The following is a 12,773-nucleotide window of genomic DNA, read 5'->3' as shown; positions in this document are numbered from 1 at the left end:
CTTTAGTATCATTCAAGGAGAAACACCATGTCCTTTGACGGATTTTTTTTACATCACATGACAGATGAATTGCGGCAACAGTTACTGTACGGTCGCATTCAAAAAATCAATCAACCATTTAATCAGGAATTAGTGCTACAAATTCGCAGTAATCGACAAACTCATAAATTACTCTTGTCTGCTCACCCTGTTTTTAGTCGCATTCAACTAACCCGTACCGCCTTTGAAAATCCAGCAGTGCCTACCACATTTATCATGGTTATGCGAAAATATCTACAAGGAGCTACAATTGAAAACATTTCACAAATCGAGAATGACCGAATTTTAGAAATTTCTGTCTCCAATAAAAATGAAATCGGAGATAACGTGGCAGCAACTCTTATCATCGAAATCATGGGCAAGCACAGCAATATCATCCTAATGGATAAGGCAAGCGGCAATATTATTGAAGCTATTAAACATGTCGGCTTTTCTCAAAATAGTTACCGTACGATTCTGCCTGGTTCAAGCTATGTCACTCCACCTCAAACAGATAAGCGCAATCCCTTTACCATTTCTGATGAAAAATTATTTGAAATTCTGCATACAGAGGATTTGTCGGCCCGTTCTTTACAAAACTTATTTCAAGGATTGGGGCACGATACAGCAGCTGAACTCAGCCAGCGCTTAACAAATGACAAGTTAAAAACCTTCCGCGCCTTCTTCGCTAACTCCACTCAGGCAACCCTAACTAGCAAGTCATTTACCCCCATTCTCTTTGCGGATAGTCAGAAAGAATTTCCTAGTTTATCACAATTGTTAGATGCTTTCTATCAAGACAAGGCGGAACGCGATCGCGTTAATCAACAAGCCAGTGAACTGATTCATCGAGTGGAGAATGAATTAGAAAAAAATCGTAAAAAATTAACGAAACAAGAGCAAGAACTGGTCGCGACTGAAAATGCTGAAGAATTTCGACAAAAGGGAGAACTCCTCACTACTTTTTTGCACCAAGTTCCCAACAATCAAGACCAAGTAGAACTGGACAATTACTACACAAGCGAGAAAATTACTATTGTGTTGGATAAAGCTTTGACCCCTAACCAAAATGCTCAGCGCTATTTTAAGAGATACCAAAAGCTGAAAGAAGCAGTCAAGCATTTAACGGGACTGATTGAAGAAACTAAAGAAACCATTCAATATTTGGAGAGCGTAGAAACAGCTTTGTCGCAAGCTAATCTCACAGAAATTACAGAAATCCGAGAAGAATTGATTCAGACAGGCTTTATTCGTCGACGTCAGCGTGAAAAAATCCAAAAACGGAAGAAACCTGAGAAATATTTGTCTACTGATGGACAGACAATTATTCTGGTTGGACGAAACAATCTGCAAAATGATGAGCTGACCTTTAAAATGGCTAAAAAAGAGGAACTTTGGTTTCATGCCAAGGATATTCCCGGCAGTCACGTCGTTATCACGGGCAACCTACATCCAAGTGATGATGTCAAGACAGATGCTGCGGAATTGGCGGCATACTTTTCTAAGGCGAGATTGTCCAATCTCGTTCAGGTGGATATGATTGAAGTCAAAAAACTTAACAAGCCAACAGGTGGTAAACCTGGTTTTGTAACCTACACAGGGCAAAAGACCCTACGCGTTACTCCTGATGAAGTCAAAATTAAATCCATGAAGATGTAAGGTGTCTACTAACTGACACCTTTTTCGGACTATTCTTCGTTCATCAGACGGGATAGGTGTTTACTAGGACGCCTAACACTCAGATACAGCCAGTCGCATCTCAGGAAGATTGTTACCGTAGTCAATAAAATACACCGTTTTGATTCAGCCCATTGACCAAGATGACGCAGGAATTTTCATGATAAGAGACTAAACACAAATTCGCTAATAGTAAAAGACTCAAAATCATCTTGGATAAAGAATTGATTTTAAGTCTTTTTAGTATCATTTTTCTTAAATTTTGAGTAGAATTTGAGTTTTTATCTAACTGCTATTTTATTCAGATTTCTCAATATCTTCCTTTAGCTCCGCCACATTTAGCTTGGCCGATAGAAAATCTTGGTCTTGAACAGGGAAACGTTGCTCTAATGTCGCGATTGTTCCGATTTCAATCTCACCATTTTTTATAACAAAATCCATGACATGCCCACCAAATTGGTGGTCATCAGATAAAAAATGAAGGTGGTAACCCGCTACGCTGACACCATGAAACAGCTCCGGTGTCCAAAAACCAACAATTGTTCCAGAAATGTGTTCTGCATAATATTCTGGCTGATGAGCTGCGATTTCTGCGAACCGTTTCCCTGGAGAGGATTTTGGAGCCATGCGCACATGCATATGCCTAAATTCCCCATGAATCTTGATAGAGTGAAAAAGATTTTCCCCAGCATAATAAGCTTCCATGCGCTTCTTTAACGCTTCATCAGTCCATTCAAGTTCTTGATGGAAATGTACTTCTACTTGATGGAAAGCTACTGCAGCATACGGAATCATCATATCCATTGAAACCTCTATCACTTCAGTTTTTTCTCCTAGCGCCTTAACTTGATAAGCTTTTCCATCAAGCACAATTAGTTCTCCATCAATGGAGTCTAAAGTACCAATTCCTAAGTCACCATGTTGAAGTAGTTCTGCAATCGTCATCGTCCCCTTGTAAAGCCCCGCCATGAAGGCTCCCAAAGTATTATACTGAAATAATGTTACAAACTCTGCCATTTCTCCTCCTTATCACTATTTCTTATAGTCGTTCCATCCAGTATCAATAAAACTCATCTGGCAGAATTGTTTCTCCCAGCGTGCTACTATCTCTGTAATCAACCGGGACATCAATGATAACAGGCCCCTTCTCCATTAAGGCCTTTTTGAGTAACTGCGTTAATTCCACTGGAGATGTTGCTCGAAATCCCTTTGCCCCAAAACTCTCTGCATATTTGACGAAATCAACAGCTCCGAAGTCTACTCCAGATGAACGTCCATATTTCATTTCTTCTTGGAATTCTACCATATTATAATGACCGTCATTCCAAATAAGATGCACAATTGGTAATTGTAGACGAACTGCTGTCTCTAGCTCTTGGGCCGAAAAGAGAAAGCCACCATCTCCAGATACAGAAATAATTTTTGTATTGGGACGAACCAAGGCTGCCGAAATCGCCCAAGGCAATGCTACTCCTAACGTTTGCATTCCATTTGAAAAGAGCAGATGCCTTGGTTCATAGCTCTTGAAATAACGTGCCATCCAAATATAATGCGTACCCACATCTACTGTAACTGTCATATCATCTGTCGTATTTTCCTGCAAGACTTCCACAATATCCAGTGGGTGTAGACGGCCTTTTTCAATTTGACTACGGTCAAATTTCACATCACCAGCCATCTTATTATGTAATACTTGCAAATATTCTCTCGATCCTTCCGGTAATTGATAACCGTTAATCGCTGGCAACAATAAGTCCAAAGTATTGGCAATATCTCCAATCAACTCACGCTCCGGTTGAAAGTAAGTATCAATTTCTGCTGGCTCTATATCAATAACAATAACACGAGCAGAAATTTCCGCATTCCAGTTGCGCGCTTCATATTCAATAGGGTCATAACCGATAGCAATTACTAGGTCAGATTTCTTCAGCAGCATGTCACCTGGCTGATTACGAAACAGTCCTACCCGTCCAAAGAAAGTTGCTTCTTCCAATTCACGAGACACAATCCCTGCACCTTGGAAAGTTTCCACAACAGGTAACTGTACTTGCTCCAACAACTGACGAATCGAAGCTGTCACTTTAGCACTTGAAGCCCCATTCCCCAAGAGAAGAACGGGTAATACAGCATTTTTAATTGCTTGCGCTAGATAGTTGATATCTGCCACTGAGCTAGACCCCAGTTGAGGATCCGTCAGCGGTTTGATTGCTTCTACCCGTACTTGACTGTCCACCACATCCTGCGGAATGGAAATGAAACTTGCACCCGGCATTCCGGACTTAGCATGACGATAAGCATTAGCAATAATTTCTGAAAGAGTATTGCCATCTTGCACTTCGACAGAATACTTGGTAATCGGCTTAAACAGTGCAGCATTATCCATGGACTGATGTGCACGTTTGAGAAGATCAGCTCGTTTGACCTGACCGGCTAAAGCTAGCACTGGATCACCTTCTGCTGTTGCTGTTACCAAGCCTGTAGCTAAGTTTGAAGCTCCTGGTCCGCTCGTTGCAATCACCACTCCCGGTTCTCCAGTAATCCGTCCGATTCCTTGCGCCATAAAAGCTGCGTTTTGTTCATGACGAGCAACAATAAGCTGTGGTCCTTTGTCTTCTAATGTATCAAACACACGGTCAATCTTTGCGCCAGGAATCCCAAATACATAATCCACCTTGTGATTGATTAAACTATCCACAATTAAATCCGCACCAAATTTTTCAGCCATTTTCCTGATCCTTTCTAAATATCACGCTCATCATTATAGCATAATTCTCATGAGCCTTATAGGATAGTGCTTGTTACTCTTTTTACAAACTAGCATACAATTCTTGCATGATACCATCATCTGGAACGAGGCGAAGATAATGCTCTGCTTGGTATTTTGCTTCTTCAAAGTCACCGGTTTCACGAAGTAGATAGATATATTGCTCTAAAAATTCTGGATTTTCCTTTAAGTCTGAGAGCAACAGACGATAGCGCTCTACAGCTGCTTTTGTATGTTCCAACGCTTGATAGGCACGCGCAATATTCCATCTCGTCAGAACATTGTCTACATCTCGCTTTTCAAATTCTAAAACTTCATCAAAACGCTCTTGCTGCACATAAAGATTCGTCAAACGTAGTACGATTTCTTCCTCGTCTTCAGCATTTTCTTGCGCTTGCAGCAGATATTCTTCTGCCTTTTGCTCATCGTGTAGCTCATAAGAAAGTTGTGAAGCCAGTAGCAAAAGACGAGTGTCAAACGGATTTTTCGATAAGCCCTGCTGCGTGAGGCGTAATGCTTCTTCTGTCTGATGTTCTGCATGAAGCGACAAAGCATAACCGTACTCATAGCCCTCAAATTCTGACGAAATCGTATCAATTTGCTTAAAGTACAGATTGGCTTTTTGATATTCTTTCTGATCATATAAAATAGTTGCTAGTTCAAAGGCCACCATATCATCATATTCAATCTCTAAGGCTTTTTTAAGAAATTCAACCGCTGCTTCAAATTTACCAAGATTTGCATAGGAAACGCCAATTCGCTGATAAGTAGAAATACCTGTCTGCTCATAAATGATACGATTGTCTAAACTAGCATACTCTTTAATGGCTTGATTAAAATTTCCCAATTCAAAATCTATTTCAGCCAAACCAAAAGTTACTAAGGGTTCATCGGACAATTGCTTTGCCTCGGCTAATTTTTCTCTTGCAACGTCCGGCAACCCTTCCATTTGGTACAAATCGGCTTTGACCAATAGAGCTGTCACGTACCAATCACTATCAAACTTAATTTCTTCTAGATAAGCAAAGGCCTCTTCCACTTTCCCATCTTCACTAGCAATCTGTGCTAAACTAATATAGGATTCTGGATAGTGGGGAGCTAAGTTTTCATAAATTTGCTTAGCTTGAGGGAAAAAGCCGATACTTTCTAAGTAATCGGCCAATTCAAGTAATTCTTCTTCTGTATCATTTGTTAGGGCTCTCTCAAAATATTTATTAGCATGCGCCAAATCCTGCTTTTGTAGAGAAGCGACCATTTTTTCACTGTTGTTCAATTCTCTCTCCTGTTTCATCTACTAATTCTTCTTCGTACAAACCGCTAACTTTTTTATACCATTTAAAAATAGCAGTAATCACAACTTTTGCAGAAGCATAAATTGGAATTCCCAGTAAAACACCCCAAATACCAAACATAGAACCAGCTGTCAAAAGGACAAAAAGGACATTAATCGGATGGATATTCAATTGACTACCCAAAATCAATGGTGATACAAACCGCCCTTCAATCGTTTGCTCTACAATAAAGACAACAATAACTTTCAATAGCATAATTGGCCCAGCAATCAAACCTAAGACAAGAGCCGGTAACATCGCGAGAAAACTTCCTAAGTAGGGAACCAAATTTAAAATCCCTGCAGTTACTCCAAGCGTAACTGCATAACGAAGGCCTATTATCTTAAAGAAAATGATAAACATAATCGCTACAATGATAGCAACAGTCACCTGACCACGAACATAATTAGCAAGCTGTGTATTGACGTCTGTCAAAATTTGACCAACAGGGTCACGAAACTTTGTTGGCATGAATTTTGTCAAATAAGATTTCAAATTTTTTCCATCTCGTAAAAGATAAAAAAGGATAAAGGGCATGATAATAATCGCTACAATCACCTGCGAAGCCGTACTAATCAATGTACTAACCCAATTCACTGCTTTCGATGAAAAATGACTTGCCCAAGTTGTCACTTGATTTGAAAAATTATTTGCAATCTCTTCCAATTGGGGCTTGACATCATCAGAAATCCGATTTTCTAAAAAATCCTGAATAATTTTATTCGATTTTTTCAAATTAGCTGGCAAATTTTTTGCAAAGCTAACTATCTGATGCTGCAGACTCGGAATAGCCACAGCTAATCCCCAAATTAAAAGTAATGCAATCAAAATAAAAACAATCGTAATCGCGACTAAGCGGTTGATTCTATGCTTTTCCATAAAATCAACAATTGGATTTAATAAATAATACAAAAGACCCGCTAGAATAACTGGCAGCATAATAACTCCGATAAATTCTAAGACAGGAAGGAAAATAAAACTAATTTTACTTAATACAAAAATATTCAATCCCAATAATAAAGTCACCAAAAAACCGGTGATTGCTTTGTTATCCAAAAACCATCGAAAAAACCACGATAGGCTAAAATCCTTCTTTTTATGTTCCATACAGACAACCCTTTCTTTATTTATCTAATTGTAGCATTTTTCACTAAAAAATTCTTAAAGAAAGAGTAATACTTTGTGAATAATTAAAAAAATCACATATATATTTTAGAACCATTCAAAACAACACAGCAAGTTAAAATAAGGCAGTGATTTTTAATCCAGTCCGTACTCAACTTGAAAAAGGGAGCACCGATTCGGTGCTTTTGTGTTCTCTTCTTTTAATCAGGGACAAAAATAACAGTCTTACCGACTGTTTTTACTTCTATCCTACAGATCCTTCCATACTCATGTTGATAAGCTGATTGAGTTCAACTGCGTACTCCATCGGGAGTTCTTTAGTAATAGGCTCCATAAAGCCATTGATAATCATGGCAGTGGCTTCTTCCTCACTAATACCACGACTCCTGAGGTAATAAAGTTGGTCTTCTGAAACCTTTGAAACCTTAGCTTCATGTTCAAGTGTAACATTTGAATTGTGAATTTCATTGAATGGAATAGTATCTGAACTAGATTCACCATCCATAAGAATAGTATCGCACTCAATGTGAGACTTAGAACCCGCACTATTCTTTCCAAAACGGACTTGCCCCCGGTAATCCGTTTTACCTCCATCTTTTGCAACAGACTTGGAAATCAAGGTGCTAGAAGTCTTTGGTGCATTATGATAAACTTTACAACCTGCATCCAAGTGCTGACCATAATTAGCAAAGGACATGGAAAGAACCGAAGTCCTTGCATTGCGTCCATTGAGAATGCTGCATGGATATTTCATATTGACCTTACTGCCCAGATTGCCATCAATCCATTCCAAAGTCCCACCTTCTTCAACCGTTCCTCGCTCTGTCACCAAATTATAAACATTGTCTGACCAATTTTGAATCGTTGTATAACGGAAAAAGGCATCTTTTTTGACAATAATTTCCACATTTGCAGCATGAAGACTATTGGTTGTATAAGTCGGCGCTGTACAGCCTTCTATGTATTGAATAGAGGCCCCCTCATCTACGATAATGAGGGAACGTTCAAACTGACCAGCATTCTCTCCATTGATACGGAAATAGGTCTGAACCGGTACCTGACATTGAACGTTCTTAGGTACATAAATAAATGTCCCACCGGACCAAACAGCACTATTCAAAGCAGAAAACTTATGCTCTGCATTAGAAATTACTGTTCCAAAATACTTTTTCACTAAGTCAGGATATTCTTGCACCGCCGTGTCTGTGTCTGTAAAAATAATCCCTTGCTTGGCAAATTCTTCTTTCATATTGTGATAGACTACTTCAGATTCATACTGAGCAACAGTTCCTGATAAAAATTGACGCTCTGCTTCAGGAATGCCTAAACGATCAAAGGTTTTCTTGATTTCATCTGGTACTTCATCCCAACTTCTAGCTCGTTCTCCACTTAATTTTTGATAATAGATAATGTCATCAAATCGTATGTCGGATAAATCCGGACCAAAATTAGGCATAGGCAATTTATGGAATAATTCTAAAGAACGCAAACGATAATCCAGCATCCATTGCGGTTCATTTTTAATTTCAGAAATTTCACGAACAACCTCTTCTGTCAGACCTTTACCAGTCGAGAACAACGGTTTCACATCATCATGAAATCCAAAAGCATAATCTCGTTCTTTCTTCATCTTATTCCTCCCATTGTTACAAATCATCTTTTCCCATTATACTATTCTATATTAAAAATGTCAGAACATATGCCTAAAATCTGATAAATTAAGCTAAAAAAAGACTAGGAAATTCCCTAGCCTTCTTACATGATTACCTCACCTGAGCAGCTAACTCTTCAGCAAATTTCTCCAAATTTTCAACGTCTTCCTCTTCTGCTGATAAATCAACTTTGACATTTTCAGCACCTTTTTCAGCACCTGTCGCTGCAAAAGCACGATCAAAGTCATCTACTGCTTTACAAAACTCATCATAGAATGTGTCACCTGACCCGACAACACCATAAACCTTTCCAGTCAAATCAAGACTTGCCAGATCTTCATAAAAGTCAATAATCTCATCAGGTAATTCACCGTCTCCATATGTATAAGAAGCAACAATTGCGATATCTGCTTCCAGAAATTCCTCTGCATCCACCATTGTGCATTCATCAATATCTACTTCTAAACCAAGTTCTTTCAATTTATCAGCTACAATATCTGCGATTTCTTCTGTATTTCCTGTCATACTAGCAAATACAATTTTTGCTAAAGCCATAATTTCCTCCAAAAAGTTCTATCAGCTTATTATAACACATTGAACAAATAGTTGCACTTCAAACCTCTCCAAGGCCTGTCACTTTCCACTTTTTCTTTTTAAAATAGTTATCTTATGATACAATGAATAAAAGGTAGATTGGAGGTTATAACATGGAAATTTTTAAGCAAATTTTACATAAAATCAAAGAATATGATACGATCATTATCCATCGTCACATGCGACCTGATCCTGATGCCTTGGGTAGCCAAGTCGGTTTAAAGAAATTACTTCAAGTAAATTTTCCTGAGAAACAGATTAAAGTAGCAGGAACGACTGAACCTAGTCTTGCTTGGCTGGCTACCATGGATGAGATTTCAGATGATGATTACAAAAATGCTTTAGTGATTGTTTGCGATACAGCAAATACTGCACGAATTGATGATGAACGCTACAGCAAAGGAGATTTTCTCATCAAAATCGATCATCATCCAAACGATGATATTTATGGAGACATTGCTTGGGTAGATACTAGCTCAAGTAGCGCTAGTGAGTTAATTGCTCTCTTTGCATTAAAAAATCATCTGAAATTAGATGATTATTCTGCTAAGTTACTTTATGCTGGAATCGTTGGTGATACTGGTCGTTTCCTATATCCTGCCACAACCGCCCGAACTATGGCTATCGCCAGCAAACTTCGCGAATATCCTTTTGACTTTGCTGCTTTAGCGCGGAAAATGGACTCTTTCAGCTATCAAATCGCTAAACTTCAAGGCTACGTTTACGATCATTTAGAAGTCGATGAAAATGGTGCAGCTCGTGTTATTTTAACTCAAGAACTTCTCAAATCCAATCAGTTAACAGATGCTGATACTTCTGCTATCGTTTCAGCTCCAGGGCGGATTGACAGTGTTGAACTTTGGGGAATTTTTGTTGAACAAGAAAATGGCAATTACCGAGTTCGTCTACGGAGTAAATTTATCCCTATCAATGAAGTGGCTAAAAAACATGATGGAGGCGGTCATCCACTTGCTAGTGGTGCCAATGCTTACTCTACAGAAGAAATCGAAAAAATTTACCAAGAATTAAAAGAATTGGCAAAAAGACATTAAAATTGAGAGAAAAGACTTGTCAAAATCGGTAGAATTTGGTAAACTATCAAAGTAATGAATCTATGGCTCGCAGAGAGACCATGGCAGAAAGGAAATTTTTTAAAATGAGAAAAGATATTCATCCTGAATACCGTCCTGTTGTCTTTATGGATACTTCAACTGGCTACAAATTCCTTAGTGGTTCTACTAAGCATTCTAGCGAAACTGTTGAATGGGAAGATGGAAATACCTATCCACTAATCCGTGTGGAAATTTCATCAGATTCACATCCATTCTATACTGGACGCCAAAAATTCACTCAAGCAGACGGACGTGTGGATCGTTTCAACAAAAAATACGGTCTCAAATAATCAACCGCATTGCTTGCTTAAAAGCGTTGATACAAAGCCTTTTCCAAGAAATTGGAATTGGCTTTTTTACTTTTAGTACCGTTTTGGGTACCATCTTGGAAAACTAATCTTTTGCACTATCCAGGTAATCTACAAATTTTGCAATGACTTTTTCAAATTTGTTGTTTCCACTTTTTCCTTACCACCTATTTTTATTGCTGCATCCTTTATAAAACATGATATAATAAGACTGTATGGCAGAAATTTTTTTAAAAGACGGGGAGCGGGTCAATCAGCTCTTTTCCACTGACGTCAAAATTATCCAAAACCGAGAGGTTTTCAGCTACTCAGTGGATAGCGTGCTCCTCTCACGTTTTCCAAAATTACCTAAGAGTGGATTGATTATTGACCTATGTGCCGGCAATGGTGCTGTCGGCCTTTTTGCAAGCACGCGCACACAAGCTCAAATCATTGCTGTAGAACTTCAAGAACGATTGGCAGATATGGCTCAGCGCTCCATTGAGCTAAATAACTTGACTAGTCAAATGCAGGTGATTCAAGATGATTTGAAATATCTTACCAAATACATTAGTGGTAACCAAGTAGACATGATTCTCTGTAATCCACCTTATTTTAAAGTAGATGAGCATTCCAACCTCAACGCAAGTCGACATTATCTGCTTGCACGGCATGAAATTGCGACAAATCTTGAAGAAATCTGCAAAATTTCTCAGCGAGTTTTGAAATCTAATGGGCGTTTGGCAATGGTGCACCGTCCTGAACGATTTCTTGACATTATGGATACTATGACAGCCCATAATTTAGCACCAAAGCGCATTCGGTTTGTTTATCCCAAGGCAAATCGAGAAGCCAATATGCTCCTTATTGAAGCTATCAAAGATGGCTCCCGTGATGGACTCAAAATCTTACCACCACTGTTCATTCACAACCAAGATGGCAGCTACACTCCCGAAATTCATGAGATCTACTATGGAAAATAAAGCCTATATGTACGTCCTAAAATGTGCTGATGGTTCTCTCTATACAGGTTACACGACCGATGTCCAAAAACGAGTGGCCGCACACAATGCTGGGAAAGGCGCCAAATATACACGTGCACGATTACCTGTTACTCTTTTATACCAAGAGGAATTCTCCAATAAATCCTCCGCCATGTCAGCTGAGGCACTCTTTAAAAGGAAAACACGCCAACAAAAATTAGCCTATATCAACGAGCATAAGAAAAAGGGGTGAGATTATGCTCAAGATAGAAAATTTTTGAGTTCATAGTCTCACTCCTACAAGCTTATTCGACAGTCTGATAGGCTGTTGAAGTGCCCAATAAAGGAAACGAGGTTTTCATCAAAAGTATTCTTCCGAACCTGAAAAGCGATAACCTTGAAATTTAAAGAAGCTCTCTCCAATTGCTCAAAGCTATGCTTTGAGCAATTGGAGAGAGCTTCTTTACTTTATTAAACTGCACACTTTTAAACTAAAGACTTTCGTCCTAGCCTCGCCTCTTTTTATACTATCTATTTGTAGGTTGAATCATTTATATTTCCAGCTATTTAAACAATAGCAGTTATTCCAATATTATTTTTCAACAATTCCATTTGGAATAATGACTTCTCGAAGGAGCTGTTCTTCTTCCTTGATACGATTGTATAGAACAATAATATAGAACGGAAACAAAATGCAAAATGAAAGGAGTGCGTGGCAAAGAAGTGCTAAACCAATCAACTCCGGAATGATATTCAAGAAGTAATTTGGATGTTTGACATAACGGAAAAGCCAATGGTCAACAAATTGATGATTCTTAACCAACATCAGCTTTACAGTCCAAATTTCCCCTAAAAGTTTTGTCACAACATAGAGCATAAACATCGCAAATATTAAGAGCCCTAGCCCCATAACACCGAGCGTATCAAAATGAACTTGACGTATTGTGGCTTCTACAAAGCAAGAAAGGTAAAATAAAATATGAAGGATGGTGATATATTTGGTATTTTGAACGCCATATTCGCGGCCACCATTTGCCAGAATCGCCTTTTCGTTTTTAATAGATCGTTTCAAAAATACCAACCGAAATATAAATACCACAAAAACAATGAGTCCTGATAAAGTCATATGACCTCCTTATAAAAATGTTCTATTCCATTATATAAAGAGGAATTTTTTCAAGTCAATAGATTCCAAAAATATCACACGGACCGTAGGAAATTGTTACAAAA

Annotated in this window: 12 protein-coding genes; 5 read left to right on the top strand and 7 right to left on the bottom strand. The window is 38.5% G+C overall.

Annotation, left to right across the window (positions count from 1 at the left end):
- The first annotated feature begins 27 nt into the window (after nt 1-27).
- Nucleotides 28-1,677 carry an Rqc2 family fibronectin-binding protein Fbp62 gene (fbp62, locus tag PCY10_RS00725; protein ID WP_021002524.1) on the top strand — a complete coding sequence of 550 codons (1,650 nt, stop codon included), beginning with the start codon at nt 28-30 and terminating at the stop codon, nt 1,675-1,677.
- Between the two features lie 315 nt (nt 1,678-1,992).
- Here fbp62 and budA read toward each other — a convergent pair whose 3' ends face one another.
- From budA to PCY10_RS00695, 6 genes are all read right to left on the bottom strand, one after another.
- Entirely contained in the window at nt 1,993-2,712 is a 720-nt protein-coding gene (gene budA, locus PCY10_RS00720; protein ID WP_021002523.1) for an acetolactate decarboxylase, read from the bottom strand.
- A gap of 43 nt (nt 2,713-2,755) precedes the next feature.
- Nucleotides 2,756-4,420 (bottom strand): acetolactate synthase AlsS, encoded by a 1,665-nt coding sequence (gene alsS / locus PCY10_RS00715; protein WP_021002522.1) that lies wholly within the window; start codon nt 4,418-4,420, stop codon nt 2,756-2,758.
- Between the two features lie 82 nt (nt 4,421-4,502).
- Nucleotides 4,503-5,732, bottom strand: coding sequence for a hypothetical protein (locus PCY10_RS00710; RefSeq protein WP_235046486.1), 1,230 nt, complete (start codon nt 5,730-5,732; stop codon nt 4,503-4,505).
- On the bottom strand, nt 5,719-6,897 hold the full coding sequence (locus PCY10_RS00705) for an AI-2E family transporter (protein WP_096363024.1): 1,179 nt from the start codon (nt 6,895-6,897) through the stop codon (nt 5,719-5,721). The genes PCY10_RS00710 and PCY10_RS00705 overlap by 14 nt, the downstream gene beginning before the upstream one ends.
- Before the next feature lie 262 nt (nt 6,898-7,159).
- Nucleotides 7,160-8,545 (bottom strand): Fe-S cluster assembly protein SufB, encoded by a 1,386-nt coding sequence (sufB, locus tag PCY10_RS00700; protein WP_041787378.1) that lies wholly within the window; start codon nt 8,543-8,545, stop codon nt 7,160-7,162.
- A gap of 133 nt (nt 8,546-8,678) precedes the next feature.
- Nucleotides 8,679-9,122 carry a flavodoxin gene (locus PCY10_RS00695; RefSeq protein ID WP_021002518.1) on the bottom strand — a complete coding sequence of 148 codons (444 nt, stop codon included), beginning with the start codon at nt 9,120-9,122 and terminating at the stop codon, nt 8,679-8,681.
- Nucleotides 9,123-9,274: 152 nt separating this feature from the next.
- On the opposite strand from PCY10_RS00695, the gene PCY10_RS00690 reads away from it, so the two are divergent.
- From PCY10_RS00690 to PCY10_RS00675, 4 genes are all read left to right on the top strand, one after another.
- Entirely contained in the window at nt 9,275-10,213 is a 939-nt protein-coding gene (locus PCY10_RS00690) for a bifunctional oligoribonuclease/PAP phosphatase NrnA (protein WP_021002517.1), read from the top strand.
- 104 nt (nt 10,214-10,317) lie between these two features.
- Nucleotides 10,318-10,563 (top strand): type B 50S ribosomal protein L31, encoded by a 246-nt coding sequence (locus tag PCY10_RS00685; protein ID WP_003076512.1) that lies wholly within the window; start codon nt 10,318-10,320, stop codon nt 10,561-10,563.
- A 233-nt stretch (nt 10,564-10,796) separates the two neighbouring features.
- Nucleotides 10,797-11,543 (top strand): tRNA1(Val) (adenine(37)-N6)-methyltransferase, encoded by a 747-nt coding sequence (locus PCY10_RS00680; protein ID WP_003072078.1) that lies wholly within the window; start codon nt 10,797-10,799, stop codon nt 11,541-11,543.
- Nucleotides 11,533-11,796 (top strand): GIY-YIG nuclease family protein, encoded by a 264-nt coding sequence (locus PCY10_RS00675; RefSeq protein WP_041787376.1) that lies wholly within the window; start codon nt 11,533-11,535, stop codon nt 11,794-11,796. Before PCY10_RS00680 ends, PCY10_RS00675 begins: the two co-directional genes overlap by 11 nt.
- Before the next feature lie 339 nt (nt 11,797-12,135).
- Here PCY10_RS00675 and PCY10_RS00670 read toward each other — a convergent pair whose 3' ends face one another.
- A complete protein-coding gene (locus tag PCY10_RS00670; RefSeq protein WP_021002514.1) occupies nt 12,136-12,669 on the bottom strand; it encodes an isoprenylcysteine carboxyl methyltransferase family protein in 534 nt (177 codons plus the stop codon).
- Between the last annotated feature and the right edge of the window lie 104 nt (nt 12,670-12,773).

Source organism: Streptococcus sp. SI1 (genome assembly GCF_030439945.1).
Taxonomy (GTDB): Bacteria; Bacillota; Bacilli; order Lactobacillales; family Streptococcaceae; genus Streptococcus; species Streptococcus intermedius.
Note: the sequence above shows the minus strand (reverse complement) of the source record. Positions and strands in the feature narration are given on the sequence as shown.